Origin of the sequence: Lentzea flaviverrucosa (assembly GCF_003350445.1) — a bacterium.
Lineage (GTDB): Bacteria > Actinomycetota > Actinomycetes > Mycobacteriales > Pseudonocardiaceae > Lentzea > Lentzea californiensis.
The window spans coordinates 35,825-60,664 of sequence record NZ_QQAU01000015.1; the positions used below are offsets into that span (position 1 = coordinate 35,825).

The window sequence follows — 24,840 nt, forward strand, 5'->3', positions numbered from 1 at the left end:
GCCCCAGCGGCTTCGGCGCGGACACCGGGCACGAATCCGGCTGGGTAAACTCGGGAGCAGTGGACACGGAGGTGAACAGCGGTGAACGCCGATGAGCGTCGGTTCGAGGTGCTTCGCGCCATCGTCGCCGACTACGTGTCCAACCAGGAGCCCGTCGGCTCGAAGGCCCTGGTCGACAGGCACAACCTGGGTGTGTCGAGCGCGACCGTGCGCAACGACATGGCCGCGCTGGAGGACGAGGGCTACATCGCCCAGCCGCACACCAGCGCGGGACGCGTGCCGACGGACAAGGGCTACCGGCTCTTCGTCGACAAGCTGAGTGAGATCAAGCCTCTGTCGCAGGCCGAGAAGCGGGCCATCCGCAGCTTCCTCGACGGTGCGATCGACCTCGACGACGTGATGCGCCGCAGCGTGCGGTTGCTCGCACAGCTGACACGGCAGGTGGCGGTGATCCAGGTGCCGACGCTGTCGCGTGCGGCCGTGCGCCACCTGGAGGTGCTGCCGATCACGCCGTCGCGGCTGATGCTGGTGCTCATCACCGACACCGGCCGCGTCGACCAGCGGATCGTCGAGCTCGGGGACGTGATCAGCGAGGAGCACACGGCCCAGCTGCGCGGTGTGCTGAACCAGGCGATGGCGGGGCAGCGGCTGGCCGAGGCGAGTGCCAAGGTCGCCGAGCTGCCCGACGAGGTTCCGCCGAACCTGCGCGATCCGATGCTGCGGGTCGCTACTGTGCTCATCGAGACACTGGTGGAGCACCCCGAGGAACGGCTGGTGCTCGGCGGTACCGCGAACCTCACCCGCAGCATCACCGACTTCCCGGGCTCGCTGCGGCAGGTGCTGGAGGCGTTGGAGGAGCAGGTCGTCGTGCTCAAGCTGCTCGCCGCCTCCCGCGACCCCGGTCGCGTGCTGGTGCGCATCGGCGAGGAGAACGAAGCCGCTGAGATGCGCAGCACTTCCGTGGTGTCCATCGGCTACGGCAGTCGTGACAACCCGCTCGGGGGCCTCGGTGTCGTCGGACCGACGCGCATGGACTACCCCGGGACCATGGCCGCCGTCCGTGCGGTCGCCAACTACGTCGGTGAGATCCTGACCGGTCGTTGACCAGAAACGTCTTGCACTTGAGATGAACACGAAAGCGAACAAGGTGGCCAGGGATTACTACGGCATCCTCGGTGTCTCGCAGAACGCGACACAGGATGAGATCAAGCGCGCCTATCGCAAGCTCGCGAGGCAGCTGCACCCGGACGTCAATCCCAACGAGGAGGCCCGCTTCAAGGAGGTGACGGCCGCCTACGAGGTGTTGTCGAACCCGGAGAAGCGCCGCGTCGTCGACCTGGGAGGCGACCCGCTCGACTCGGGCGGCGGTGGCCGCGGGGGCGGTGACCCGTTCCAGGGCTTCGGCCTCGGCGACATCATGGACGCCTTCTTCGGCGCCACGCCCGGCGGTGGCCGAGGGCCGCGCAGCCGCGTGCAGCCCGGCTCCGACGCGCTCATCCGGCTCGACATGACGCTGGAGGAGTGCGCGGCGGGCGCCACGCGTGAGCTGACCGTCGACACGGCGATCCTGTGCGACCGCTGCCACGGCGCGGGCACGCAGAACAACTCCAAGCCGGTCCAGTGCGACACCTGTCACGGCCGTGGCGAGGTCCAGTCGGTGCAGCGGTCGTTCCTCGGGCAGGTCGTCACGTCGCGCCCGTGCCCGGTGTGCCGCGGCTACGGCGAGGTCATCCCCGACCCGTGCCAGCAGTGCGCCGGTGACGGCCGCACGCGGTCGCGCCGCACGATCTCGGTGAACATCCCCGCCGGTGTCGCCGAGGGCATGCGCGTGCGCCTCGCGGGCCAGGGCGAGGTCGGCCCCGGCGGTGGGCCCGCCGGCGACCTCTACGTCGAGGTCGAGGAGCACCCGCACGAGATCTTCGAACGCGACGGCGCCGACCTGCACTGCATCGTCCAGATCCCGATGACGACGGCCGCCCTGGGTGCCACGTTGCCGTTGAAGACCCTGGACGGCGAGGAAGAGCTGGAGATCGACCCCGGCACGCAGCCGGGCACGCAGCTCGTCATGACCGGCCGCGGCATGCCGAAGCTGCGGTCCACCGGCCGCGTCGACGGTCGCGGCGACCTGCACGTGCACCTCGAGGTGGTCGTGCCGACCAAGCTCGACGCCGCGCAGTCGTCGTTGCTGCGCGACCTGGCCGAGATGCGCGGCGAGAGCGAGCCGTCGCTGTCCCACAACGGCAAGGGCGGCGGCGGGCTGTTCTCCCGCCTGCGCTCCTCACGCGGACACCGGTGACCCTGCCGGTCTTCCTCGTCGAGGCGTTGCCCTCCGGCGAGGAGTTCGTGCTCGACGGGCAGGAAGGCCGGCACGCCGCCACCGTGAAGCGGTTGCGCGCGGGCGAGGAACTCGTGCTGTCGGACGGTTCCGGTGCCCAGGTGCGCTGCTCCGTGGTGGCGGTGGAGAAGGACGCCCTGGCGTTGCGCGTGGTCGAACGCTGGGTGGAGCCCGAACCGGCACCGCGCGTCGTCCTCGCGCAGGCCCTGGTGAAGGGCGACCGCGGCGAGCTCGCGGTCGAGCTCGCCACCGAGGCCGGCGTGGACGGCGTGGTGCCGTGGCGCGCGGCCCGGTGCGTGGCGAAGTGGGAAGACGGCCCGCGCGGCGCGAAAGCGTTGGGGCGCTGGCGATCCACGGTCCGTGAGGCGGCCAAGCAGGCCCGTCGCGCGCGAGTGCCGTTCGTCGACGAACCCGTGAGCACGAACCAGCTTTCTCATCGCGTGTCGTCGTCAGCGCTCACTCTCGTGTTGCACGAGAGCGCGACCGAACGGCTCGCGGACGTCGAGCTGCCCGAGTCCGGGGACGTGCTGCTCGTCGTGGGTCCCGAGGGTGGCATCACCCCCGAGGAGCTCGACGCGTTGCGATCTTCGGGTGCGCGGATCGTCCGATTGGGCCCAACCGTTCTGCGTGCATCTACCGCTGCGGCGGTTGCTCTTGGTGCCATTGGGGTACGTACTACTAGGTGGTGACCCCGATCACTTCGAGATGAACATCGGATGGATTGGCTTGACGCAAGTTGTAGCGAACCGCAGGCGGTTGGGGTTACCCTTGTTCGCAGAGGGGCCGATTGGTCTATCCGGAAACGGAGTAGACGATTAACCCTTCTGACCAAAAGACTCGCCGGACACCTCCCCCCTCGGTCCGGCGTCGGCGCCTCGCGGCGAAGCGACCCCCAGGCTTCGGACCGCGAGGCGCCCCTTTTGGTTTTCAGGTGTCTTTGCGCCGTGCCCCTGGCCTGCGGGTTCGTCACCCTCTATCGAACCGGCGCGCTTCTCGGCGAATTCTTGGCGTTCACGTAAGTTCTGCGTGTGCAGCGAATTGCTTACGGTGACCATCCCAGTCAGTTCGGCGAGCTTTACGTTCCCGAGACCGCGACTCAGGGTGCCGTTGTCGTCATTCACGGTGGTTTCTGGCACCAGCGCTACGGCCTCGAACTCGGCCGACCTCTCGCGGACGTGCTCGTCGCGGAAGGATTTGTCGTTTGGAACGTCGAATACCGCCGGGTGAGCGGCGGCGGTGGGTGGCCGCAGACCGGTGAGGACGTGCTCGCCGCCATCGACGCCGTCGACATCGGGCCCGTCGTGACGCTCGGGCACAGCGCCGGAGGCCACCTCGCCGTGTGGGCGGCCAAGCACAGCGCGCGAGTGGCCGGAGCGGTCGCCCAGGCGGCGGTGCTGGACTTCACGAAGCACATCACGCCGCGGGCGCTGGAGCTGTGCACCGAGGAGCAGTTCGCGGAGGCCTCTCCGGCCGCGCTGATCCCCATCGGCAAGCCGGTGGTGTGCGTGCACGGTGACCAGGACGAGGACGTCCCGGTCGAGCAGTCGATCGAGTTCTGCGCCGCCGAGCCGCAGGCGGAGCTCGTCGTGGTGCCGGGAGCAGGCCACATGGACATGATCACGCCGGGCACCGAGTCGTGGGAGAGGTGCCGCGCGGCTGTCGTCCGGCTCGCGCGCGACTGCTAGAAAGGGCCGGTGCCGAAGGTTGTCGACCACGAGGAACGCCGCCGCGAGCTCGCCGAGGCAGTGTGGCGCATCGTCCAGCGGGACGGGATAGACCACGCCTCCGTGCGTGCCGTCGCCGCCGAGTCCGGCTGGTCGAGCGGGTCGCTGCGCCACTACTTCCCGACGCAGGACGCGTTGCTGGGGTTCGCGATGGAGCTCGCGTACCGGCGGTTCATCGCGCGGCTGGAGAAGATCGACACCTCGGCCGGCAACCGGGAGGTGCTGCGGTCCTTCGCACACGCGATGCTGGCCGTGGACGACGACCGCCGGGTCGAGGCCGCGGTGCTGCTGTCGTTCCTGCCGCGGGCCATGGTCGAGCCGTCGTTGCACGAGCTGGAACGCGTCGGCACGCGCGAGCTGTACGGCGAGATCGCGCGTGTTCTCGTTGCGGCGCAAGAAGCAGGTGAGCTGCGGGACGGCGTCGTGCCGATGAAGGCCGCGCGGCGGTTCATCGTGCTGATCGACGGCCTCAACATCCACCACGGGCTCGGCCCCGACGAGCTCACGGTCGCCGACATGGTCGAGGCCGTCGACGAGCAGCTGGACCGGCTCTTCGCTTAGCGTGGGGCATGTCCTGTTTGTTCTGCCGGATCGTCGCCGGTGAGGTTCCCGCGACGATCGTGCACGAGACCAAGACGACGCTCGCGTTCCGCGACATCCAGCCCAAGGCGCCCGTGCACGTGCTGCTCATCCCGCGCGAGCACGTGCCGAACGCCGTCGACCTGAACGGCGAGCAGCTCGGCGACCTCTTCGCCGCCGCGAAGGAGGTCGCCGACGCCGAGGGCGTGGCCGAGTCGGGCTACCGGCTGCTCTTCAACACCGGCCCTGACAGCGGACAGGAGGTCTTCCACGCCCACCTGCACCTGCTGGGCGGCGGTCGTCTTCAGCCCAGCGCCTGCAGCAGGGGAGCGCGGTAGCGGGTGCGGTCGCCCGGCAGGTGCTCGGCGCCGCGGACCATCCAGGTGGCCTCACCCCACGACTCCAGGCCGTTCTCGCGCACGAAAGCGATGATCTCGGGGTCGTGCACGTCGACGCGCACGCTGGGATCCCCGGCGGCGCAGTCGGCGATGAGCGCGCACGCGTCGGCGGGGGAGTCCGCGATGACGGGGCCGATCAGCTTCCGGCCCTCGCGCACCTGCCACGTGCCCGCGACGCCGTGGCCGGAGATCCGGACCGTGCCCATCCTGAGCAGCGACTCCCACAGGTACGGCCGGGTGAGGCCGGTGACCTTGGTGTCGAGCGCGACGAGGTCGTCGAGGTCGGCGGCCGTCGCGAGGTGCGACACGCCGGCGGCCGGTCCGGTGAAGGTTCCTGCGTGGATGTCGGTGAAGCCGACGGCGTGGAAACCCAGCCGCTCGTAGAGCGGGCGGCCCATCGGCGTCGCGAACAACGTCGAGACACCGGTGTCCAGCACGTGGGAGACCAGTCGGCGCGCGTGGCCCTGGCGTGCGGCGCGTTCGGCGACCAGCACCATGCTGACCGACGCCAGCTCCGGATAGCGCGTCACGATCGTCGTGCCGACGAGACCGTGCTCGTCGAACAGTCCCCAGCCTTCGCCGTACGTGAGCAGGAACTCCCACTTGCTCTCCTCGCGCGGCCACGACCGGCTCTCGGCCAGGTCGGCGCACGCGGGGATGTCGTCCATCGTCAGTCGTCGCAGTTCCACAGTTCCCCAGTCATCCCAACGCGAGCGACGCGGGCGCGAAGTACCGCGCACGGTCGCCGCCGACGTCATCGACGCCGTGCACCATCAACGCGCAGCCGCCGCGCACCTCGTAGCCCCTGCCCGACAGGAACGACGCCACCTCCGGGTCGCTCACGTCCACACGGGACGGCCCGGCGCCGGCGGCCACGTCAACGATGATCTCGCATGCCGCCGTCACATTCGGCGCTACCAACGGACCGATGACCAACGTCTCACCCATGCGCCGCGTGCAGACGAAACCGTCGTCCGCTATGTAGGGCGTGTACACCGATGACGAACCGAACACGTGCGCCCAGAACGCCTCTCGCGTGAACCCGCTCGCCGCCCGGTCCATCTCCACCACCGCGGACAGGTCGCCCGACGTCGCCGGCCGCGTCACGCCGGCCGCCACACCGGCGATCTCGCCGTGGTACGCCAGCGCACGCCCGACCGGGTGAAAGCCGAGCCGCTCGTACAGCGGCTCACCCATCGCCGTCGCGTACAGCACCGACGGACCCGTATCCAATACATTGGATATCAGCGCGCCCGCGATACCTCTGCGTTCAGCCCACGAACCGACCAGCACGCCGCTGATCGCCTGCATCTCGGCATACGGCGTGACCAGAGTCGTGCCGAGCAGCCCGTTCTCGTCGAAGGCGCCGAAGCCCGGACCGAGGGCCAGCAGCATCTCCCACTGCGCGGGCGTCCAGCTCCAACCCCGGTCCGTCACGAGCTTCATGCACTCGGGTACGTCCTCGACACCAAGCCTGCGGATCTCCACAGCTCCCGAGCACACACCGTGAGCAAAGCGGTAGCCACCCATTTTCGGCCGGACTAGCATCGACGCCACCAGATCCGAGCGACAGGAAGCAGGCCGGGGCCACGTGGCCGAAGAAAACCAGCAGAGCAACAAGGAAGGTCAGTCCCGGTTCGCCGTGCCGGAAGGTGCGGTGCTCACGCTGCTCGGGTCGCGCGACGAGAACCTCCGGCTGGCGGAGGAACTGCTCGACGCCGACGTGCACGTGCGCGGGAACGAGATCACCTTGTCCGGCGACCCCGCCGACGTGGCCTTCGCCGAACGCGTCTTCTCCGAGCTCATCACCCTCGCGGGCCGTGGCCAGCCCATCGACCAGAACGCCGTCCGCCGCATCGTCGCGATGCTCAGCGCGAACGACGTCGAGTCGCCCGCCGAGGTCCTGAGCCTCGACATCGTCAGCCGCCGAGGCCGCACCATCAGGCCGAAGACGCTGAACCAGAAGCACTACGTCGACGCGATCGACAAGAACACGATCGTGTTCGGCATCGGCCCCGCCGGCACCGGCAAGACTTACCTCGCCATGGCCAAGGCCGTGCAGGCGCTGCAGGCCAAGCAGGTCAACCGGATCATCCTCACCCGCCCGGCCGTCGAGGCCGGCGAGCGCCTGGGCTACCTGCCGGGCACGCTCTACGAGAAGATCGACCCGTACCTGCGCCCGCTCTACGACGCGCTGCACGACATGGTCGACCCGGAGTCGATCCCTCGTCTCACGCAGGCGGGCACGATCGAGGTCGCACCGCTGGCCTTCATGCGCGGAAGGTCGTTGAACGACGCGTTCATCATCCTCGACGAGGCGCAGAACACCACGCCCGAGCAGATGAAGATGTTCCTCACCCGCCTCGGCTTCGGCTCCAAGGTCGTCGTCACGGGTGACATCACCCAGGTCGACCTCCCGGGCGGCCAGCGCAGCGGCCTGCGGGTCGTCAGGGACATCCTCGAAGGCGTCGAGGACGTGCACTTCTCGACGCTGACCAGCCAGGACGTGGTGCGTCACCGCCTGGTCGGCGACATCGTCGACGCGTACGACAAGTGGCAGGTCCAGCAGGACCTCGTCGACCAGAACGGGCAGCACCACGGACCCGGTGCACGCCGGGGGAACCAGCGGCGAGGACGATAGGCGCCGTGAGCATCGAGATCGCCAACGAGTCGGGTGTCGGAGTCGACGAGGGTTCCATCGTCTCCGCCGCCCGCTTCGCGCTGGACCGCATGGGCGTGAGCCCGCTGGCCGAGCTGTCCGTCCTGCTCGTGGAGCTGGACGTGATGGCAGACCTGCACGAGCGCTGGATGGACCTGCCTGGTCCGACGGACGTCATGGCCTTCCCCATGGACGAGCTGGACTCCGCGCGCCGTCCCGACGCCGCGGGGCTCGGTCCCGCGCTGCTCGGGGACATCGTGCTGTGCCCCGCGTTCGCCAAGGACCAGGCCAAGAAGGCGGGCCACGGCCTGCTGGACGAGCTGCACCTGCTGACCGTGCACGGTGTGCTGCACCTGCTGGGCTACGACCACGCCGAGCCCGCTGAGGAACGTGAGATGTTCACGTTGCAGAACCGCATCCTCGGCGACTTCCGCACCGCTCGTGACGAGGCCGAACGGGCCGCGCACCAGCGCAGCACCGACGACAAGGTCCTCGGCGCGGTCGGCCTGGACGAGAAGAACGAAGAAGCCTGACGCGATGAGCGCGAACCCTGCCAGTGTGATCGTGCTGGCCGTCTTGCTCGTGCTTGCCGCCGGCCTGTTCGCGTGCGTGGATGCCGCTCTCGGCACCGTGTCACGCGCACGGGTGGAGGCCCTGCAACGGCAGGGCCGCTGGGGCACCGGGCAGTTGCTGAACGTCCTCAACGACCGGCCACGGCACGTCAACCTGTTGCTGCTGCTGCGCCTGGCCTGCGAGATGTCGGCGGCGGTGCTGGTCACGACGGTGTTCCTCGACTACGTGGCACAGGACGGGCTCGCCGTCCTGTACTCGTGCCTGAGCATGCTGATCGTGTCGTACGTGCTCGTCGGCGTCGGGCCGCGCACCCTCGGCCGTCAGCACCCGTACGGCGTGAGCCTGCTCGCCGCGGGCACCGTCCGGCAGCTCGGGCGCGTGCTCGGGCCGCTGTCCAAGCTGCTCATCCTCATCGGTAACGCGATCACGCCCGGCAAGGGCTTTCGCGAGGGCCCGTTCAGCTCCGAGGTCGAGCTGCGCGAGCTCGTCGACATGGCGCAGGAACGCGGCGTCGTGGACGAGGGCGAGCGCGAGATGATCCACTCGGTGTTCGAGCTGGGCGACACGATCACGCGCGAGATCATGGTGCCGCGCACCGAGATCGTGTGGATCGAGCAGTCGAAGTCGCTGCGGCAGGCGCTCGCGCTGTCGTTGCGCACCGGCTACACCCGCGTCCCCGTGATCGGTGAGAGCGTCGACGACGTGCTCGGCGTGGTGAACCTCAAGGACCTCATGCGGGCCACGCTCGCCGAGGGCGAGGACCCGAAGTGCGTCTCCGAGCTGATGCGCCCGATGAGCTTCATCCCGGACTCGAAGCCGATCGCGGACCTGCTGCGCGAGATGCAGGTGTCGCGCCGGCACATGGCGATCGTCGTGGACGAGTACGGCGGCACCGCGGGCCTGCTGACCATCGAGGACATCCTCGAGGAGATCGTCGGCGAGATCACCGACGAGTCCGACACCGACGACCGCCCGCCGGTCGAGCACCTGGAGGACGGCGCGGTGCGGGTCAGCGCGCGCCTGCCGGTGGACGACCTGGACGCGTTGTTCGGCACCGAGCTCGACGACCACGAGGTCGAGACCGTCGGCGGCCTGCTCGCGCAACGGCTCGGGCGCGTGCCGCTGCCCGGCACCGAGGCGGAGATCGCCGGCCTGCGCATGCGGGCCGAGGGCGGCAAGGACGAGCGCGGCCGCATCCGCGTCACCACCGTGCTCGTGCGTCCCGTGCAGAAGGAGACAGAAGAAGATGACTGACGTCGACCCCGAGAACGCGAAGCTCATCACACTCGCGCGGTCCGTCCGCGCGCGCAACGGCGCCGAGGAGGGAGCGGCGGTGCGTGACCTCGACGGCCGCACCTACAACGCTTCCACGGTCTCGTTGCCGTCGCTGAAGCTCACCGCGCTGCAGGCGGCCGTCGCGGCCGCCGTGTCGAGTGGCGCCGAGGGGCTGGAGGCGGCGGCGGTCGTGAGCGAGTCGAACCGGGTGGACGGGGAGTCGCTGGCGGCCGTGCGCGACCTCACGCCGTCCGGCCCGGTGCTCCTCGCGAACCTCTCAGGCGAGCTGCGCAAGCAGTTCTAGGTGGCCGGAAGGCCCCGCGAACGGCCAGAACCGGCTAGAGGGACAATGGACGGATGGATGGTTACCGCTCCGGGTTCGCGTGCTTCGTCGGCCGCCCGAACGCAGGGAAGTCGACGCTGACGAACGCGCTGGTGGGCTCGAAGGTCGCCATCACGTCCAGCAAGCCGCAGACCACGCGTCACACGATCCGCGGCATCGTGCACCGCGAGGACGGCCAGCTCGTGCTGGTCGACACCCCCGGTCTGCACCGGCCGCGCACGCTGCTCGGCCAGCGACTCAACGACCTGGTGCGCGAGACGTGGTCGGAGGTCGACGTCGTCGGCTTCTGCGTGCCCGCGGACCAGAAGGTCGGCCCCGGTGACAAGTTCATCGCCGCCGAGCTGGAGAAGGTCGCCAAGCGCACGCCCGTGCTCGGCATCGTCACCAAGACGGACCTGGTGTCGCAGCAGCAGGTGATGGAGCAGTTGCTCGCGCTGCAGAAGATCATGGAGTTCGCCGAGATCATCCCGGTGTCCGCGGTGGACGGCTTCCAGGTCGACACGCTGAGCGACCTGCTGCTGAAGAAGTTGCCGGAGGGCCCGCAGCTGTTCCCGGACGGCGACCTGACCGACGAGCCGGAGCAGACCCTGGTCGCCGAGCTGATCCGCGAGGCCGCGCTGGAGGGCGTGCGCGACGAGCTGCCGCACTCCATCGCCGTCGTGGTGGAGGAGATGGCGCCGCGGGAGGGCCGCAACGACCTGATCGACATCCACGCGTTCGTGTTCGTGGAGCGGTCGTCGCAGAAGGCGATCATCCTGGGGCATCGGGGTGAGCGGCTCAAGCTGGTCGGCATGGAGGCGCGCAAGCAGATCGAGCGCCTGCTGGGCAGCCGGGTGTACCTGAACCTGCACATCAAGATCGCCAAAGATTGGCAGCGGGACCCGAAGCAGTTGCGCCGCCTGGGTTTTTAGTGCCGTGACCTCCGGTCTTCACCGCGTCTTCCGGCGCCCAGCAGGCCACCTCACGGCACCGGCCCCGCGCCCCCATATGCCCGATATGAGGGCGCGGGGCCGGCATCGCGATGCGACCGTCTGAACGTCGGAACACGAGGCAAAGACCGGAGGTCACGGCACTATGGCACACCTGTACGGCGACACCGGGATCGTGCTGCGCGTGCAGAAGCTCGGTGAAGCCGACCGGATCATCACCTTCCTGACGCAGAAGCACGGCAAGCTCCGCGCCGTGGCCAAGGGGGTGCGCCGCACGTCGTCGAAGTTCGGCGCGCGGCTCGAGCCGTTCTGCCACGTCGACGTGCAGTTCCACCCCGGCCGGTCGCTCGACATCATCACGCAGGTGCAGACGCTCGACGCGTTCGGCGTCGGCATCGTCACCGACTACCAGCGCTACACGGCCGCGTGCGCCATCTTGGAGACCGCTGACCGGCTCACGGCCGAAGAGGGCGAACCGGTCTTGCGGCTCTACATGCTCGTGGCGGGGGCGCTGCGGGCGTTGTCGAACGGTGAGCGGGACCCGTCGCTGCTGCTGGACGCGTTCCTCATGCGTGCGATGGCGTTCGCGGGATGGGCGCCCGCGGTGAACGAGTGCGCGAAGTGCGGCAATCCCGGTCCGCACCGGGCGTTCAGCGTCCAGGCGGGCGGCTCGTGCTGTCCGACCTGCCGTCCGGCAGGGTCCTCGTCGCCGTCCCAGGACACGCTGACGTTGCTCTCGGCACTGCTGCACGGGCAGTGGACCGTGGTCGACGAGATCCCGCACATCGCGCGCCGTGACGCGAGTGGCCTGGTCGCGGCGCATCTGCAGTGGCACCTCGAACGGCAGCTCAGGTCGTTGCCTTTGGTCGAGCGAAAGGCACAGCCGGCCGACGGCTAATGTGGCGGCTACCCGACAACGGTTTTCGCCCGAGAGGATGCCGAGCCCCATGTTGCGTCGCCGCCGCTCTGAGCGTGAGAAGCGCGTACCGCGCCCGCCGGAGCCGCACGAGTCCGGTGCGACGCCCCCGGACATCCCCGCCGACCTGGTGCCCAAGCACATCGCGATCGTGATGGACGGCAACGGCCGTTGGGCGAACCAGCGCGGGCTGTCGCGGGTGGAGGGGCACAAGCGCGGCGAGCAGGTCGTGCTCGACGTCGCGAAGGGCTCCATCGAGCTGGGCGTGAAGTGGCTCTCGCTCTACGCCTTCTCCACGGAGAACTGGAAGCGCAGCCCCGAAGAGGTTCGCTTCCTGATGAACTTCAACCGCGACGTGATCGCGCGCCGCACCGACGAGCTGGACGAGCTGGGTGTCCGCATCCACTGGGCCGGCCGCTCGCCGAAGCTGTGGGGCAGCGTGATCAAGCAGCTGCAGGAGGCCGAGGTCCGCACGGCCGAGAACGACGTGCTCAACCTCGTGATGTGCGTGAACTACGGCGGCCGCGCGGAGATCGGCGACGCCGCCCGCGAGGTCGCACGCCTGGTCGCCGCCGGGAAGATCAACCCGGACAAGGTCGACGAGCGCACCCTCGCGAAGTACATGTACAAGCCGGAGATGCCCGACGTCGACCTGTTCATCAGGCCGTCCGGTGAGCAGCGCATCTCGAACTTCCTGCTGTGGCAGTCCGCGTACGCCGAGATGGTCTACCAGGACATCCTGTGGCCCGATTTCGACCGCCGCGACCTGTGGCGTGCCGCCGAGAAGTTCGCGGGCCGCGACCGCCGCTTCGGCGGTGCCGTCGACAAACCAGGTGAGGAGGCGGTGTCGTCGTGAACGCGAGTGGTGAGGCCCTGGAGGCCGCGCGCAAGGCGTTGGAGCTGTTCCACGACGTCTCCGTGGACGACGACGGCGCGTTGAGCTTCCGCCACGGCGACGTGCCGTGCGCGGTGCAGGGCATGGAACTGGCCGAAGGACTGACGGTTCTCTCGCTGACGGTCGTCGTCGCGTGGGACCTGCCCGGCGACGTGGCGGTGTGGGTGGCCGAACGCGCTGGTCAGGGCCTGTTCGGGACGTTGGGTGTCATCGCGTCCGAACGTGGCACGGACGTGATGCTCCGGTACGCATTCCCGGCGGACGGCCTCAAGCCCGAGCCGCTGAGCACGCTGCTCATGCTCGTCGTGTCGACCGCGTCGCAGGTGCGCGGCGAGCTCCTCTCCCGGTTTTCTTGAGAAAGGACCCTTCCATGGGTGGCGTGATCATTTACGAGCCGGAAGAGGACTCGGACGTCAACGAGTTCCCGTGGACCGTCACGTTCGAGCCCTCGGGCGGCGACGACTGGGACTCGTTCATCTGCGGCCCGTACGAGCGTGACCACGCCGTCGCGCTGGCCGAGGCGGTGGCGCTGGACGACGCCGAGGGCGGCGTGCTGGCCATCGTGAAGCCGATGCTGCCCGCGCTGTCGGCCGAGGACGTCTCCGCGACGATCGAGGAGCTCCGCGAGGCAGCCCTCGAAGAGGAAGCCGACGCCGAGGAGACCGTCAACGGCACCCCCGTCGACTTCGACGACGACGACCTCGAGGAGGAGGACGCGGAGTTCGACGAGCCGCCGTCGCCCGAGGAGATCCGTGAGGGCATGGCGCGCCAGTACCGCCGCCTGCTGGACCTGGACGCGGACGCGGAATGACGATCACCGGCGAGATCCGCTCGTCGAAGCGGCGCTCGGGCCCGCCTCGGCTGAAGATCACGTCGTTGGAGGTGCTGTGCGGGATCCTCGTTCTCGCACTGCTCTTCCAGTCCAGGCTCGTCGACCTGCTCGACGCGCCGAAGCTGCGCACGGCGTCGACGGTGTTCGTGGCGATCTGCGTGCAGGCCATGCCGTTCCTGGTGCTGGGCGTGCTGATCTCGGGCGCCATCGCGGCGTTCGTACCGGCCTCGGCGCTGCGCAAGCTGCTGCCGTCGAAGACCGCGCTGGCCGTGCCCGTGGCCGGTGTCGCGGGCATCGCGCTGCCGGGCTGCGAGTGCGCCTCGGTGCCGGTGGCGAAGCGGCTCATGCAGCAGGGCGTCGCACCGGCCGTGGCGCTGACGTTCCTGCTGGCCGCCCCTGCCGTGAACCCGATCGTGCTGGTGTCGACCGCCGTGGCGTTCAACGACGCCCCGATGATGGTCGTGGCGCGGTTCGTGGGCTCGTTGCTGACCGCGATGGTCATGGGCTGGCTGTGGGTGCGCTTCGGCAAGATGGAGTGGATCGCCGAACGCGCGCTGGCCAAGCTCGGTGACAACTCCGGCAGGTCCAAGTGGGCCGTGTTCGCCGAGAGCGCGCGGCACGACCTCGTGGACGCCGGCGGGTTCCTGGTGCTGGGCGGACTGTTCGCGGCGGCGTTCAAGACGTTCGTGCCGACCGCGTGGATGCAGACGCTGGGCGGCCAGATCGTGCTGGGCGTGATCGTGATGGCCTTCCTGGCCGTCATCCTGGCGCTGTGCTCCGAGGCGGACGCCTTCGTGGCGGTGGCGTTCTCCGCGCTGCCGCTGTTGCCGCGGCTCGTGTTCCTCGTCGTCGGCCCGGCCGTCGACGTGAAGCTGATCGCGCTGCAGGCCGGTGCGTTCGGCAAGTCCTTCGCCTTCCGCTTCGCACCCGCTACCTTCGTGGTGGCGATCTTGTGCGCCGTAGTGAGTGGAGTGGTGCTGCTGTGAGACGGGAAACCCAGAACATCCTGCTGGTCCTGCTCGGCGGCGCGCTGCTGAAGATCAGCTTCTCGGGCCTGTACCTCCGGTACGTGCAGAAGAGCCTGCTGCCACTGCTGATCGCGGCCGGCGTGATCATGATCGGCCTGGCGCTGTTCGCGATCGTCCAGGACATCCGCCGCGGCAAGGCCGTCTCCGAGGACGACCACGAGCACTCGCACTCGTCGCGCTCGACGTGGCTGATGCTGCTGCCGGTGCTGGCGGTGTTCCTGATCTCGCCCCCGGCCCTCGGCGGCGACGTCGTGAACTCGGCCGCCGACACGAACCAGACGCAGCGCTCCCGCAACCTGCTGGGCGAACTGCCGTCCGGGGACGTGATCCCGCTGTCCATGACGGAGTTCGTCACGCGCACGGCGTGGGACGAGTCCGGGACGCTGGACGGGCGCCGGGTGAAGCTGACCGGATTCCTGCTGCGCGCGGAGGGCGACACGTTCGTCGCACGGCTCGCGATCTCGTGCTGTGCCGCCGACGCCCGGCCGTTGAAGGTGCGGGTGACCGGGGACGTGCCCGCGCTGCCCGACGAGCAGTGGGTCGAGGTGACCGGGCAGGTCGTGCCGAAGTCGGCCTCCGAGAAGAACTCCTGGGTGCCTAGCTTCACCGTCGAGTCGTTCACGCCCGTGGCCGAGCCCGTCGAGCCCTACGAGTCCTAGGCCTCGATCGCCGCCACGGCTTTGGCCAGCCCCTGTGCGGCCCGGCGCGTGACCGGGTCGTCCGGGCCTACCGCGGACTCGGCCCGGCGCAGCGCGTCGGCGAGTACCGCGCGGGCCGCGTGGGGGTCGCCGTCCAGCAGGTGCAGGTAGCCCAGGTCGACGGCCGCCACCAGCGTGTCGCGGTGGTCTTCGCCGCGCACCGCCCGACTGCGGCGCAGCGTGTCGACGCGGAGCTCCCGGACGCGATCACTGGGTCCGTGCAACAGCGACATGGACAGGGCCAGGTTCGCTGCCGAGACCAACGTCCCCGGGTCATCTGCCCCGAGAGCCCGTACGCGGCGCCGGTAGGTGCTCTCGAACAGGACGCAGGCCTGCTGGAGTTCGCCGAGCTTGAGCAGGTACCCGGCGAGCCGGTTCGCGACGGCGAGGGTGTCGCGGTGGTTCCCGCCCAGCGCCGAACCCCAGGCGCGCTGGACGGTGCGGGCGACGGAGGCGCCGAGTTCCGACTGCCCGGACGCGTTGAGGTGGTCGAGAACGTCCAGCACCTGCGCCCGGAACGACTCCGGTTCGTGGTCGCCCGCGTGGTCGATGATCGCCTGCAGCCGCTCCTCGGCGGGCGGAGGACTCGTGACCGGCCTTCCCAGGGCCTCCAGCCGTTCGGCCGGGCAACCGGGCAGGTGGAACATGTCGCAGCCCCAGTCCAGGTCGCTCTCGTCCGCCAGCACCTGCGACGGGTACAGCCCGAACGGCTTGCCGTGGTCGTCGATCACCGTAGTGCCGGGCTTGCCCGCGACCAGCCAGTCGAGTTCCAGCCGCCAGCCGACCTCGGTGGCGCTGACGTGCGGGACGAAGTGGAACTGCTCCACGTCGGTCGCGCTGACGCTGAACGGGAAGTCCCGCCGCAGCGCCGTGAGCCGGGGGCGGTCGCTGTCGAAGTCGGCCGTGAACGGCCGTGGCGTGACGATCCCGCCCATCCGCACCTCCACGCAGGCGCGGCGCGGAGGGCGGCGGAACACCACGACGGGACGCAGACCGAGCAGCGTGACCGCCCGGGTCGTCCGCGCCTCCACGTGGATCACGTGGACGTCGCCGCTGCTCGCCATCTTCCTGGGCGGGTCGTCATCCACGTACAACGAGGTCAGCGAGGGCTGGACCCACACCGTGGCGATGATCGGGTCTGCCAGGGCCGCCGCGGAGTCGCCCGCCGAGCCCAGGTGCACACTGTCGATCCAACCCGCCTGCACGACGATGCCGTGATCACCGTCGCCGACGCTGTTGCGGACAGCGGGGTCGTCGTCGCTGTCCTCTAACGCCGGGTCGTCGCCGTCATCGTCCAACGCCGGCTCGTCGTCCTTGTCGCTGATGGTGAACCCTCCTACTTGAGGCCCTTCGCCGTGCAGTCCGCGCAGGTCCCGAAGATCTCGACGGTGTGGCTGACCTCGGAGAAGCCGTTCTCGGCCGCCACCCGGTCCGCCCATTTCTCGACGGCGGGACCCTCCACCTCGACCGTGCGGCCGCAGTGGCGGCACACGAGGTGATGGTGGTGGTGCGCCGAGCAACGGCGGTAGATCGCCTCGCCCGAGTCGGTGCGCAGGACGTCGACCTGGCCCGCGTCCGCGAGGGACTGCAGGGTGCGGTAGACCGTTGTCAGGCCGATGCCCTCGCCGCGGCGGCGTAGTTCCTCGTGCAGTTCCTGGGCACTGCGGAAGTCGTCGAGCTGGTCGAGCAGGTTCGACACCGCGGTGCGCTGCTTGGTGGACCTCAGTCCGGTCACAACTTCTCCTCGACGTGCGTCACAGCGTCCACCACGATGTGCGCCAGATGTTCGTCCACCAATCGGTACACGACCTCGCGGCCGTGCCTCTCGCCGTGCACCACGCCCGCCGACTTCAGCACGCGCAGGTGCTGGCTGATCAGCGGCTGCGCGACTCCCAGCGCCTCGACCAGTTCGTGCACGCAGCGGTCGTGTTCGCGCAGTTGCAGCACGATGGCGATGCGGACCGGCGCGGCCAGCGCGCGCAGCAGGTCGCCGGCCTCGGCGAGGGTGGCCGCGGAACGGGGCGGCGCGGGTGCGGGGGCCGCGCGTTCGGGGGAGTGCTCGCCGTGCAGTTGAACGGTCATGGCGGCGCACCTCACCTGGTAGGGATTTTCACAACCAATTCTACGGTGATGACGAGCAGTACCAGCAGGACCACCACGCGCAATGTGCGGTGAGCTGGGGAAAGAACCTTCCAGGTGGCGGCCAGGAGCACGGCGGCGCCCACGATCAGCACACCGAGCAGCACCGCGCCGAGGGTGCCGCCCACCAGAACGCCGGTGACGAACAGACCGAGCACGAGCACGAACGCAACGACGGGGCGCACACGCGCGAGTGGGCCGTCGCCGGGCAGGAGAGGGCGCTTGGAGGTCACCGTGCCATCCTTGCACCGTGCTGCTGGTGTGCCGATTCCGCGTGTCCGACCCCGAGACGTTCACCGTGCGCGTCGAAGAGGCGTTGAAGCTGCTGACCGCTCAGCCGGGGTGTCACAAGGGCACGCTGGCGCGGTCGACCGACGAGGACGACCGCTGGGTGCTGACCGTCGAGTTCGAGTCCGTGGTGGCTTACCGGCGCGCGATGTCGCCGTTCCCCGTGCGCGAACACGTCATCCCGTTGCTGTCCGAGGCGCTGACCGACGAACCCGCCATGTACGAGCCGACGCTGACCAGCGTCGGCGGTGAGGTCGAGACGCACACGAGCGTGCTCGCCGAGGACGCGTTCACGGTGCGGCTCGGCGAGGCTGCGGGCCCTGCGAACCCGCGGCGATAGCTTCCATCTCCTGGACCCACTCCTCCTGCGAGTCGTGGGGGAGCAGCTCCAACGCCCTGCGCGCGGCTTCGGCGGCCTCCTCGGGCCGGCCCAGCGCGTGCAGCGTCTTGGCCTTGCCGCTCTCCGCGTACGCCTCCGGCGTCTTCTCGAACGCCTCGAGCGCCTCGTCGTAGCGGCCGTTCTCGAAGTAGAACCAGCCGAGGTTGTTGTGCAGCGGGCCGAGCCAGCGCACCAGCCCGGGGTTGGCCACGACCAGCTCGATGCCCTGCTTGGTCCACTTCTCCGGGTCGTCGACCAGCGACGCCATGTGCGCGGCGTCGACCGCGAGCGACAGGTCACCGCGCGTCTTGGCGAGGATGAACGCCGCCACGAACAGCGGTTGCGCCGCCTCCGGGGCGCCGGCGGAACGGTGCAGCCTGCCGCGTTCGAGCAGCGCGCGCACCCGCCCCGTCGAGTCGGGGGCGACCAGCACCTCCGCCTCGTCGACCAGGGTGTGACCTGCGGCGAAGTTCTCCCTCAGGCCCTCGACGCGGGCGAGCTGGGTCAGCACCTCCGCCCGCTGGTCGTCGGTCTCCACGTCGCCCAGTAACGCGCGGAACCTCGCCTCGGTGCCGTCCAGGTCGGCGAAGTCCCACAGCTCTCGCAGCCGGTCTTCCATTCCTGCAGGGTAAGGCTCCGGTCGCCCGTTCGGGGCCCGACGTGACGGGCTAGGCTTGAGCCCCCGATTCTCATTCCCCCGATGGAGTTCCCCTTGCCCGCCGATCGCATCGAGACCGTTGTCAGCCTCTGCAAGCGCAGGGGGTTCGTCTACCCGTGCGGGGAGATCTACGGCGGTACCCGCTCGGCATGGGACTACGGGCCTCTCGGCGTGGAGCTCAAGGACAACATCAAGCGGCAGTGGTGGAACTTCATGGTCCGCGGCCGCGAGGACGTCGTCGGCCTGGACTCGTCGGTGATCCTGCCGCGTGACGTGTGGGTCGCCTCCGGTCACGTCGAGGCGTTCGTCGACCCGCTCGTCGAGTGCGAGTCGTGCCACAAGCGGTTCCGCGCGGACACCCTGTCGGAGGAGTACGCGGAGCGCACCGGCAAGGAGGTCGCCGAGGGCGACGTCTCCGACGTGCCGTGCCCCAACTGCGGCGTGCGCGGCACCTACACCGAGCCGAAGATGTTCAACGGCCTGCTCAAGACGCACCTCGGTCCGATCGAGACCGAGGAGGGCCTGCACTACCTGCGCCCCGAGACCGCGCAGGGCATCTTCACGAACTTCCTGAACGTGCAGACGACGTCGCGCAAGAAGCCGCCGTTCGGCATCGGTCAGATCGGCAAGTCGTTCCGCAACGAGATCACGCCGGGCAACTTCATCTTCCGCACCCGCGAGTTCGAGCAGATGGAGATGGAGTTCTTCGTCGAGCCGGGCACGGACGAGGAATGGCACCAGTACTGGATCGACGAGCGCACCCGCTGGTACACGGACCTGGGCATCTCCAAGGAGAACCTGCGTCACTACGAGCACCCGAAGGAAAAGCTGTCGCACTACTCGAAGCGGACGGTCGACGTCGAGTACCGCTTCCAGTTCGGCGGCCAGGAGTGGGGTGAGCTCGAGGGCATCGCGAACCGCACCGACTTCGACCTCACGACGCACTCGAACCACTCGGGTGTCGACCTGTCGTACTTCGACCAGGCCACGAACTCGCGCTTCAAGCCGTTCGTCATCGAACCGGCGGCCGGCGTCGGCCGCCCGATGATGGCGTTCCTGCTGGAGGCCTACTCCGAGGACGAGGCCCCGAACGCCAAGGGCGGCGTGGACAAGCGCGTCGTGCTGAAGCTCGACCGCCGCCTCGCGCCGGTCAAGGTCGCGGTGCTGCCGTTGTCGCGCAACGCCGACCTGTCGCCCAAGGCCCGCGACCTCGCCACGGCCCTGCGCCGCAACTGGAACGTCGACTTCGACGACGCCGGCGCCATCGGCCGCCGCTACCGCCGCCAGGACGAGATCGGCACGCCGTTCTGCGTGACGGTCGACTTCGACACGCTCACCGACCTCGCCGTGACGGTGCGGGAGCGCGACACGATGTCGCAGGAGCGCGTGGCGATGGACCAGCTGGAGTCGTACCTCGCGGCACGCCTCGTCGGCTGCTAGTTCAGCCTGTTTTCGGGCCCGGTGGTTCTCCGCCGGGCCCTTTTGCTGTTTGAAAGGCAACAGAACGGCGCGGTTGTGCGTGCTGAAGGCATGGGTGCGCAGAGGTTGACGCGGATCGGGGTGGGGCCTCTTCGTGACCCTCGGTTGTGCGGTCGTGGGGACCGCCAAGCATGGTCGGCGAGGTGGTCGCACCCCGGAGACGTTCATCCCGTGATCGCGGGTTTCGCGCCGCGAGCAACATCGTGAGACGTTCCCGCGTGTCCAAGACATGACGGGGGAACGCGGGCAGGCTGCGGCGGGGGTGGTGCTGCTCGCCTGGGTGGTGGGGTTCGCGGCGCTGACCGAGGTGGGGAACCCGAGGGTGCTCCTGGCCACGGCCGTGAGCGGCGGGCTGGTGTGCCTGTGCGCGGTGGCGGGCGGTGTGGTGGCGACGCGGGTCGCGGACGGGGAGTCGGCGGCTCGGTTGCGGCACGTGTTCGTGGTGCTGGAGGGCACCGCGATGGCGATCTTCTACCTGTTCTACGGGTTCGCGTTCAGCACCGAGCCGGTGGGCAGGCCGGGGGACTTCGCGGTCGTGGTCCTGCTGGGGCTCTCGGTGCCGGCGCTCGGTGCGCTCGCGTTGGTCATGTGGCGGAGCTACGCCGTGCACAAGGTCGTCGTCGAGGCCTTCGGGCCGCTCGTGCCGGAAACCGGTGCCGGGGTGCCGTTGCAGCGGATCAGGGTGCTCGGGACCGTGCTCGTCACGGTGGGGCTGGCCCTGGCGGTGTCCGCGATGACGGTGGCGCTCGTGACGCCGCTGTACCGGCCGGCGCTGCTGGTCGTCGGTCTGCTGGTGACGCTCACGCCCGTCGTGCTCGGGGTGAGCCTGGCTCGGGTGACGGACGTCTACTCCGCACGGCGCCGCAACGTCGGCAACTACGTCATCGTCCTCGCCGCTTCCGGGTTCGCCGTCTCCGAGTTCTCCTCCGGCGCGGGCGTCGCGGGGGTGTTGTTCGGGGCGCTGGTCTTCGGTGCGGTGGTGCTGCTCGTGATCGCGATCCTCGTGATGCGCGAGTTCACCGGCGAGTGGGACCGGCCGTGGCGGGAGCGCCCGGCCAGAAGGGTCAGCCGTTGACGCCCAGCTTCGCGAGCACGGCCGACGTGACGGCGTTGATCGACTCCCTGGCCGTCGTCCAGGAACCGGTCGGGTTCGTGGTCAGCACGGCGACGGCGTAGCGGCCGTCGAGCACGCCCGCGCTGTGCAGGTAGACGTCGCTCGGCAGGTAGTACATCCAGCCCTGCTTGGCGTAGACGCCGGTGACGCCGAGCAGGCCGAACGCCTGGTCGAAGCCGTCGGCGGCGGTGGCGGGGGCGGACGACAGGGCCGCGACGACCGCGTCACGCGCCGGTGAGCCGAGGATGCAGTGGTAGAGCCGCACCATGTCGTTCGCGGTGATGACGACCTCTCCCCACTGCGACGGGTCGTCCGGCGCGTGCGTGCCGGTGAGGCCCGCTGCGGCGGCGACGCGGCCGATGGCGTCCATGCCGTCGAACCTCGTCCACAGCACGTCCATGGCGTTGTCGTCACTCGCGCTCAACGCGCGGCGGATCAGGTCCTGGTCCTCGTCGGAGAGCTGCTGCTGCAACGCGTCCACGGCGAGGATCAGCTTCGACAGCGACGCCGAGTAGAACGGCTTGTCGCCCTGCTCCGAGACCGCCTGGTCCGTCTGGAGGTCCAGCACCGCGACGCCGACGTCGGACGCACCGCCCGCAGCGGCGACATCCGACAGGTCAGCGGCGGACATGTCGGACATCGCCGAGGACGGGCCGGTACCGGACAGGTCGGCATCCCCCGGATCCAGTGATCCGTCGCCGGTGTCCAGCACGTCAGGACCGCGCGCAATGTCAGCGGAAGGCTTCCCGTGCGCCAGGCACGGCGACGCCTCCGGGACGGCGAACACGGCCGCCACGAGGAAGAGGATCAGGGCCCAGCGCACACTTCCAAGGTCCGCCTCACAGGAGCCGGGTGTCGAGCTCTTCCTCCTGTGCGGTTCCTGAAGAATCATCCCTGACCACCACGTATGCGCCGGAACCCCGCCGTTCCGTCACCGCCTCGACGAGCTCGGTGCCGCGGTAGAGCAGGCCGGCGCCGTCGTCGGTGCAGTACGTCTTCGGCAGCACTCCGGCGGCCACCGCCGCGTGGATCTTCGGGCGGCGCTGCTCCTCCGAGTCGTAGTGCACGCCGTTGCCGTGGGGAAGGAAGCCCAGGCCGTTCGTGACGATCCGGAGGTCCGGGCCGAACGAGTCCGTGGCGCCCCCTGTGTGCCAGCAGATCGAACCCGCCGAGACGCCGCTGAGCACCACGCCGGCCTCCCACGCCGTGCGGAAGACCGCGCCCAGCCCGTGCACCTCCCACACCGCGAGCAGGTTCGCCACCGAGCCACCGCCCACCCAGATGACGTCGTGGGACAGGACGTAGTCCTCGAGGTCGTCGGTCGGCGGCATCGTGAAGAGGTTCAGCACCGACACGTCGACGCCCGCGACGCGGCCCGCCTCCGCCATGTTCGCGTTCATCGCCCGCTGGTCGCCCCCGGCGGTGCCGACGTGGCACAGGCGCGGTGTGCGGCCGTCCACGCCGGACAGGTCGAGAGCGAAGTGGATCAACTTGTTGAACTCGACGAAGGTCCGGCTGCCGGAGCGCAGACCTCCGGACGTCGCGAGGATGGTGGGCTGCTCAGCAGGCATGACGATGATCCTCGCAGGGGCGTCAACGCGACACCCGTGCGGTCTGGGAGCATGCGTGGTGTGCGAACCACGCCGTTGAGACCACTCGCCAGGATTCGCCGAATCGTGTTGCGCCTCGTTTTCGGGGCGCTGGTCATCGGCATGCTCGTGGGCGGCGGCACGGCGTTCCGCGTCTGGCAGGTCGCGCGCGTGGACGACTGGACGAAGGCCGACATGGCGATCGTCCTCGGCGCCGCGCAGTACAACGGCGTCCCGTCCGACGTGCTCGCGGCACGCCTGGAGCACGCGCTCGGCCTCTACGAGGAGGGCGTGGTCGGCTACATCGCCACGACCGGCGGCCGCCAGCCCGGCGACAACTTCACCGAGGGCCAGGTCGGCAAGTTGTGGCTGGTCAAGCGCGGTGTGCCGGAGGACAGGGTGCTGCAGGTCGGCGAGGGCGCGGACACGCTCGGGTCGTTGCGGGCCGTCGCGTCGGTCGCGAGGGAACGCGACCTGAAGACGGCCGTGATCGTCAGTGACCCGTGGCACTCGCTGCGCGCCCGCACGATGGCGGAGGACGCCGGTCTGCACGCGTGGACGTCCCCGACCCGAAGCGGCCCGAACGTGCAGACGCGCGAGACGCAGTGGTTCTACATCAAGCGCGAGACCGGAGCCTTGCTCTACTACCGCCTGATGAAGGCGCACGCCGGCGTGTTCGACGAGCTCAAGCTCCCTAAAATCGGCTGATGGGATACACCGGCCACGACACGGAGCGCCTGCTCCCCGAAGAGCCCAAGAGCGCAGCGCTGCCGGGTGCCCGCACCGACACGCGCACGCCGTTCTCCCGTGACCGGGCCCGTGTGCTGCACTCCGCCGCGTTGCGCAGGCTCGCCGGCAAGACCCAGGTCGTCGGCCCCGGCGAGGGCTCCGAGGTCACCGGTGTGCCGCGCACGCGCCTCACGCACTCGCTGGAGGTCGCGCAGATCGGCCGCGGCATCGGTGAGGAGCTGGGCTGCGACCCCGACATCGTCGACACGGCCGGTCTCGCGCACGACATCGGGCATCCGCCGTTCGGGCACAACGGCGAGAGGGCGCTGAACGAGCTCGCGGGCCCGTGCGGTGGCTTTGAGGGCAACGCGCAGACGTTCCGCATCCTCGCGCGCCTCGAACCGAAGACCGCGCACGGCCTGAACCTCACGCGCGCCGTGCTCGACGCGTCAACGAAGTACCCGTGGAAGCGCACGCCAGGCACCGTGAAGTTCGGCGTGTACGACGACGACCTCGAAGTGTTCGAGTGGATGCGTGCGGGTGCACCGGACCGTGAGCGGTGCATCGAGGCGCAGGTCATGGACTGGTCCGACGACGTGGCGTACTCCGTCCACGACGTCGAGGACGGCGTGCTGGCCCACCGCATCAGCCTCGGCGCGCTGGCCCGTCCCGACGAACGCGCCGCCATCGCGTCGCTCGCCGCGAAGACGTTCTCCGACGAGTCCGTCGCGACGCTCGAGGCCACCGCCGAGGAACTGCTGAAGCTGCCGGTGATCGCGTACTGGACCGACCGCGAGTACGACGGCTCGCTCGGCGCGCAGGTGGCGTTGAAGAACCTCACCAGCGAACTGGTCGGCCGCTTCGCCTCCGCCGCCGTCACCGCGACCCGTGCTGCGCACGGCGACGGGGCGCTGACGAGGTACAACGCCTCGCTGGAGGTCCCGACGCAGGTCGCGGCGGAGGTGGCGCTGCTCAAGGCGATGGCCGTCCGGTACGTGATGAGCGACCCGGCGCGCCTGGCCATGCAGGCGGAGCAACGCGACCTGATCACCGATCTCGCCGGCCGCCTGATGGAGCGCCCGACGTTGCTCGACCCCGCGTTCCGGCCGGTGTTCGCGGCCGCTTCCTCTTATGCGGCAAGGCTTCGCGTCGTCGTTGACCAGGTCGCGCTGCTCACCGACGCGCAGGCCGTGGCCTGGCAGCGCGCATCGGCGTAGGTTCGAGGACGCGGCGGACGAACCGGGACCGCCGGTCACCGCCAGGTCCACGCCGTTAGGGGAG

31 protein-coding genes are annotated in these 24,840 nt (G+C 69.6%); 22 read left to right on the plus strand and 9 right to left on the minus strand.

The window, feature by feature from the left end; translation table 11 throughout:
- Positions 1 to 81: 81 nt before the first annotated feature.
- The 6 genes from hrcA to DFR72_RS35440 all read left to right on the plus strand — a co-directional run bounded on the left by hrcA (position 82) and on the right by DFR72_RS35440 (position 4,976).
- Positions 82 to 1,104 carry a heat-inducible transcriptional repressor HrcA gene (hrcA, locus tag DFR72_RS35415; RefSeq protein ID WP_090070623.1) on the plus strand — a complete coding sequence of 341 codons (1,023 nt, stop codon included), beginning with the start codon at positions 82 to 84 and terminating at the stop codon, positions 1,102 to 1,104.
- A gap of 43 nt (positions 1,105 to 1,147) precedes the next feature.
- Complete coding sequence (gene dnaJ / locus DFR72_RS35420; RefSeq protein ID WP_090071038.1) at positions 1,148 to 2,296, plus strand: molecular chaperone DnaJ; 1,149 nt, start codon at positions 1,148 to 1,150, stop codon at positions 2,294 to 2,296.
- A complete protein-coding gene (locus DFR72_RS35425; protein ID WP_090070625.1) occupies positions 2,293 to 3,024 on the plus strand; it encodes a 16S rRNA (uracil(1498)-N(3))-methyltransferase in 732 nt (243 codons plus the stop codon). The genes dnaJ and DFR72_RS35425 overlap by 4 nt, the downstream gene beginning before the upstream one ends.
- 339 nt (positions 3,025 to 3,363) lie before the next feature.
- Positions 3,364 to 4,020: an alpha/beta hydrolase gene (locus DFR72_RS35430; RefSeq protein WP_090070627.1), complete on the plus strand. Its 657-nt coding sequence runs from the start codon at positions 3,364 to 3,366 to the stop codon at positions 4,018 to 4,020.
- Positions 4,021 to 4,029: 9 nt separating this feature from the next.
- Positions 4,030 to 4,620: a TetR/AcrR family transcriptional regulator gene (locus tag DFR72_RS35435; RefSeq protein WP_090070629.1), complete on the plus strand. Its 591-nt coding sequence runs from the start codon at positions 4,030 to 4,032 to the stop codon at positions 4,618 to 4,620.
- 8 nt (positions 4,621 to 4,628) lie between these two features.
- Entirely contained in the window at positions 4,629 to 4,976 is a 348-nt protein-coding gene (locus DFR72_RS35440; protein WP_090070631.1) for a histidine triad nucleotide-binding protein, read from the plus strand.
- Here the strand turns inward: DFR72_RS35440 and DFR72_RS35445 are convergent.
- The gene (locus DFR72_RS35445) at positions 4,943 to 5,725 is read right to left on the minus strand and encodes a GNAT family N-acetyltransferase (protein WP_170176556.1); all 783 of its coding nucleotides are present in this window, start codon (positions 5,723 to 5,725) and stop codon (positions 4,943 to 4,945) included. The genes DFR72_RS35440 and DFR72_RS35445 overlap by 34 nt on opposite strands.
- 10 nt (positions 5,726 to 5,735) lie before the next feature.
- Complete coding sequence (locus DFR72_RS35450; RefSeq protein WP_114773877.1) at positions 5,736 to 6,482, minus strand: GNAT family N-acetyltransferase; 747 nt, start codon at positions 6,480 to 6,482, stop codon at positions 5,736 to 5,738.
- Between the two features lie 145 nt (positions 6,483 to 6,627).
- On the opposite strand from DFR72_RS35450, the gene DFR72_RS35455 reads away from it, so the two are divergent.
- From DFR72_RS35455 to DFR72_RS35505, 11 genes are all read left to right on the plus strand, one after another.
- A complete protein-coding gene (locus DFR72_RS35455; protein ID WP_090070637.1) occupies positions 6,628 to 7,677 on the plus strand; it encodes a PhoH family protein in 1,050 nt (349 codons plus the stop codon).
- A gap of 5 nt (positions 7,678 to 7,682) precedes the next feature.
- Positions 7,683 to 8,228, plus strand: a complete 546-nt coding sequence (gene ybeY / locus DFR72_RS35460) for an rRNA maturation RNase YbeY (protein ID WP_030474423.1) — start codon at positions 7,683 to 7,685, stop codon at positions 8,226 to 8,228.
- 4 nt (positions 8,229 to 8,232) lie between these two features.
- Positions 8,233 to 9,522: a hemolysin family protein gene (locus DFR72_RS35465; RefSeq protein ID WP_090070639.1), complete on the plus strand. Its 1,290-nt coding sequence runs from the start codon at positions 8,233 to 8,235 to the stop codon at positions 9,520 to 9,522.
- The gene (locus tag DFR72_RS35470) at positions 9,515 to 9,847 is read left to right on the plus strand and encodes a cytidine deaminase (protein ID WP_090070641.1); all 333 of its coding nucleotides are present in this window, start codon (positions 9,515 to 9,517) and stop codon (positions 9,845 to 9,847) included. Before DFR72_RS35465 ends, DFR72_RS35470 begins: the two co-directional genes overlap by 8 nt.
- Positions 9,848 to 9,900: 53 nt before the next feature.
- Positions 9,901 to 10,797, plus strand: a complete 897-nt coding sequence (era, locus tag DFR72_RS35475) for a GTPase Era (protein WP_090070643.1) — start codon at positions 9,901 to 9,903, stop codon at positions 10,795 to 10,797.
- 163 nt (positions 10,798 to 10,960) lie between these two features.
- Positions 10,961 to 11,713, plus strand: coding sequence for a DNA repair protein RecO (gene recO / locus DFR72_RS35480; RefSeq protein ID WP_090070645.1), 753 nt, complete (start codon positions 10,961 to 10,963; stop codon positions 11,711 to 11,713).
- A gap of 49 nt (positions 11,714 to 11,762) precedes the next feature.
- A complete protein-coding gene (locus DFR72_RS35485; RefSeq protein WP_090070647.1) occupies positions 11,763 to 12,587 on the plus strand; it encodes an isoprenyl transferase in 825 nt (274 codons plus the stop codon).
- Positions 12,584 to 12,982 carry a YbjN domain-containing protein gene (locus tag DFR72_RS35490; RefSeq protein WP_030474429.1) on the plus strand — a complete coding sequence of 133 codons (399 nt, stop codon included), beginning with the start codon at positions 12,584 to 12,586 and terminating at the stop codon, positions 12,980 to 12,982. Before DFR72_RS35485 ends, DFR72_RS35490 begins: the two co-directional genes overlap by 4 nt.
- A 23-nt stretch (positions 12,983 to 13,005) precedes the next feature.
- Positions 13,006 to 13,437: a hypothetical protein gene (locus DFR72_RS46500; RefSeq protein WP_177224630.1), complete on the plus strand. Its 432-nt coding sequence runs from the start codon at positions 13,006 to 13,008 to the stop codon at positions 13,435 to 13,437.
- Positions 13,434 to 14,444 carry a permease gene (locus tag DFR72_RS35500; protein WP_090070649.1) on the plus strand — a complete coding sequence of 337 codons (1,011 nt, stop codon included), beginning with the start codon at positions 13,434 to 13,436 and terminating at the stop codon, positions 14,442 to 14,444. The genes DFR72_RS46500 and DFR72_RS35500 overlap by 4 nt, the downstream gene beginning before the upstream one ends.
- Positions 14,441 to 15,145, plus strand: a complete 705-nt coding sequence (locus tag DFR72_RS35505; protein ID WP_090070651.1) for a TIGR03943 family putative permease subunit — start codon at positions 14,441 to 14,443, stop codon at positions 15,143 to 15,145. The genes DFR72_RS35500 and DFR72_RS35505 overlap by 4 nt, the downstream gene beginning before the upstream one ends.
- On the opposite strand, the gene DFR72_RS35510 is transcribed toward DFR72_RS35505, so the two are convergent.
- Genes DFR72_RS35510 through DFR72_RS35525 form a run of 4 tightly spaced genes read right to left on the minus strand, consistent with a single transcriptional unit; the run spans position 15,142 to position 17,556 of the window.
- A complete protein-coding gene (locus DFR72_RS35510; protein WP_170176557.1) occupies positions 15,142 to 16,482 on the minus strand; it encodes a tetratricopeptide repeat protein in 1,341 nt (446 codons plus the stop codon). The two genes, DFR72_RS35505 and DFR72_RS35510, sit on opposite strands and share 4 nt — an antisense overlap.
- Positions 16,483 to 16,520: 38 nt before the next feature.
- The gene (locus DFR72_RS35515; RefSeq protein WP_030474433.1) at positions 16,521 to 16,919 is read right to left on the minus strand and encodes a Fur family transcriptional regulator; all 399 of its coding nucleotides are present in this window, start codon (positions 16,917 to 16,919) and stop codon (positions 16,521 to 16,523) included.
- A complete protein-coding gene (locus DFR72_RS35520; RefSeq protein ID WP_090070655.1) occupies positions 16,916 to 17,266 on the minus strand; it encodes an ArsR/SmtB family transcription factor in 351 nt (116 codons plus the stop codon). Before DFR72_RS35520 ends, DFR72_RS35515 begins: the two co-directional genes overlap by 4 nt.
- 11 nt (positions 17,267 to 17,277) lie before the next feature.
- Positions 17,278 to 17,556 (minus strand): hypothetical protein, encoded by a 279-nt coding sequence (locus tag DFR72_RS35525; RefSeq protein WP_090070657.1) that lies wholly within the window; start codon positions 17,554 to 17,556, stop codon positions 17,278 to 17,280.
- Positions 17,557 to 17,573: 17 nt separating this feature from the next.
- Between DFR72_RS35525 and DFR72_RS35530 the strand changes: the two genes are divergently transcribed.
- Positions 17,574 to 17,951: an antibiotic biosynthesis monooxygenase gene (locus DFR72_RS35530; RefSeq protein ID WP_090070659.1), complete on the plus strand. Its 378-nt coding sequence runs from the start codon at positions 17,574 to 17,576 to the stop codon at positions 17,949 to 17,951.
- Here the strand turns inward: DFR72_RS35530 and DFR72_RS35535 are convergent.
- Positions 17,902 to 18,609, minus strand: a complete 708-nt coding sequence (locus DFR72_RS35535; protein ID WP_090070661.1) for a tetratricopeptide repeat protein — start codon at positions 18,607 to 18,609, stop codon at positions 17,902 to 17,904. The genes DFR72_RS35530 and DFR72_RS35535 overlap by 50 nt on opposite strands.
- 93 nt (positions 18,610 to 18,702) lie before the next feature.
- Here DFR72_RS35535 and DFR72_RS35540 point away from each other — a divergent pair, with 93 nt between their 5' ends.
- Both DFR72_RS35540 and DFR72_RS35545 read left to right on the plus strand, forming a co-directional pair.
- On the plus strand, positions 18,703 to 20,088 hold the full coding sequence (locus DFR72_RS35540) for a glycine--tRNA ligase (RefSeq protein ID WP_090071040.1): 1,386 nt from the start codon (positions 18,703 to 18,705) through the stop codon (positions 20,086 to 20,088).
- 268 nt (positions 20,089 to 20,356) lie between these two features.
- Positions 20,357 to 21,202, plus strand: coding sequence for a hypothetical protein (locus DFR72_RS35545; protein ID WP_114773879.1), 846 nt, complete (start codon positions 20,357 to 20,359; stop codon positions 21,200 to 21,202).
- Here the strand turns inward: DFR72_RS35545 and DFR72_RS35550 are convergent.
- Positions 21,192 to 22,064, minus strand: a complete 873-nt coding sequence (locus DFR72_RS35550; protein ID WP_170176558.1) for a serine hydrolase — start codon at positions 22,062 to 22,064, stop codon at positions 21,192 to 21,194. The two genes, DFR72_RS35545 and DFR72_RS35550, sit on opposite strands and share 11 nt — an antisense overlap.
- A gap of 16 nt (positions 22,065 to 22,080) precedes the next feature.
- Positions 22,081 to 22,812: a Type 1 glutamine amidotransferase-like domain-containing protein gene (locus DFR72_RS35555; RefSeq protein WP_090070667.1), complete on the minus strand. Its 732-nt coding sequence runs from the start codon at positions 22,810 to 22,812 to the stop codon at positions 22,081 to 22,083.
- Between the two features lie 51 nt (positions 22,813 to 22,863).
- On the opposite strand from DFR72_RS35555, the gene DFR72_RS35560 reads away from it, so the two are divergent.
- Together DFR72_RS35560 and DFR72_RS35565 are read left to right on the plus strand one after the other, a co-directional pair.
- Positions 22,864 to 23,538: a YdcF family protein gene (locus tag DFR72_RS35560; protein ID WP_090070668.1), complete on the plus strand. Its 675-nt coding sequence runs from the start codon at positions 22,864 to 22,866 to the stop codon at positions 23,536 to 23,538.
- Positions 23,538 to 24,776 carry a deoxyguanosinetriphosphate triphosphohydrolase gene (locus DFR72_RS35565; RefSeq protein ID WP_090070669.1) on the plus strand — a complete coding sequence of 413 codons (1,239 nt, stop codon included), beginning with the start codon at positions 23,538 to 23,540 and terminating at the stop codon, positions 24,774 to 24,776. Before DFR72_RS35560 ends, DFR72_RS35565 begins: the two co-directional genes overlap by 1 nt.
- Positions 24,777 to 24,840 lie beyond the last annotated feature (64 nt).

Excerpts from the sequence above, each read along its gene's own strand:
- DFR72_RS35440 (WP_090070631.1), top strand. The coding sequence starts at position 4,629 with ATGTCCTGTTTGTTCTGCCGGATCGTCGCCGGTGAGGTTCCCGCGACG.
- DFR72_RS35450 (WP_114773877.1), bottom strand. The coding sequence starts at position 6,482 with ATGAAGCTCGTGACGGACCGGGGTTGGAGCTGGACGCCCGCGCAGTGG.
- DFR72_RS35465 (WP_090070639.1), top strand. The coding sequence starts at position 8,233 with ATGAGCGCGAACCCTGCCAGTGTGATCGTGCTGGCCGTCTTGCTCGTG.
- DFR72_RS35470 (WP_090070641.1), top strand. The coding sequence starts at position 9,515 with ATGACTGACGTCGACCCCGAGAACGCGAAGCTCATCACACTCGCGCGG.
- era (WP_090070643.1), top strand. The coding sequence starts at position 9,901 with ATGGATGGTTACCGCTCCGGGTTCGCGTGCTTCGTCGGCCGCCCGAAC.
- recO (WP_090070645.1), top strand. The coding sequence starts at position 10,961 with ATGGCACACCTGTACGGCGACACCGGGATCGTGCTGCGCGTGCAGAAG.
- DFR72_RS35485 (WP_090070647.1), top strand. The coding sequence starts at position 11,763 with ATGTTGCGTCGCCGCCGCTCTGAGCGTGAGAAGCGCGTACCGCGCCCG.
- DFR72_RS35500 (WP_090070649.1), top strand. The coding sequence starts at position 13,434 with ATGACGATCACCGGCGAGATCCGCTCGTCGAAGCGGCGCTCGGGCCCG.
- DFR72_RS35520 (WP_090070655.1), bottom strand. The coding sequence starts at position 17,266 with ATGACCGTTCAACTGCACGGCGAGCACTCCCCCGAACGCGCGGCCCCC.
- DFR72_RS35535 (WP_090070661.1), bottom strand. The coding sequence starts at position 18,609 with ATGGAAGACCGGCTGCGAGAGCTGTGGGACTTCGCCGACCTGGACGGC.
- DFR72_RS35545 (WP_114773879.1), top strand. The coding sequence starts at position 20,357 with ATGACGGGGGAACGCGGGCAGGCTGCGGCGGGGGTGGTGCTGCTCGCC.
- DFR72_RS35555 (WP_090070667.1), bottom strand. The coding sequence starts at position 22,812 with ATGCCTGCTGAGCAGCCCACCATCCTCGCGACGTCCGGAGGTCTGCGC.
- DFR72_RS35560 (WP_090070668.1), top strand. The coding sequence starts at position 22,864 with ATGCGTGGTGTGCGAACCACGCCGTTGAGACCACTCGCCAGGATTCGC.
- DFR72_RS35565 (WP_090070669.1), top strand. The coding sequence starts at position 23,538 with ATGGGATACACCGGCCACGACACGGAGCGCCTGCTCCCCGAAGAGCCC.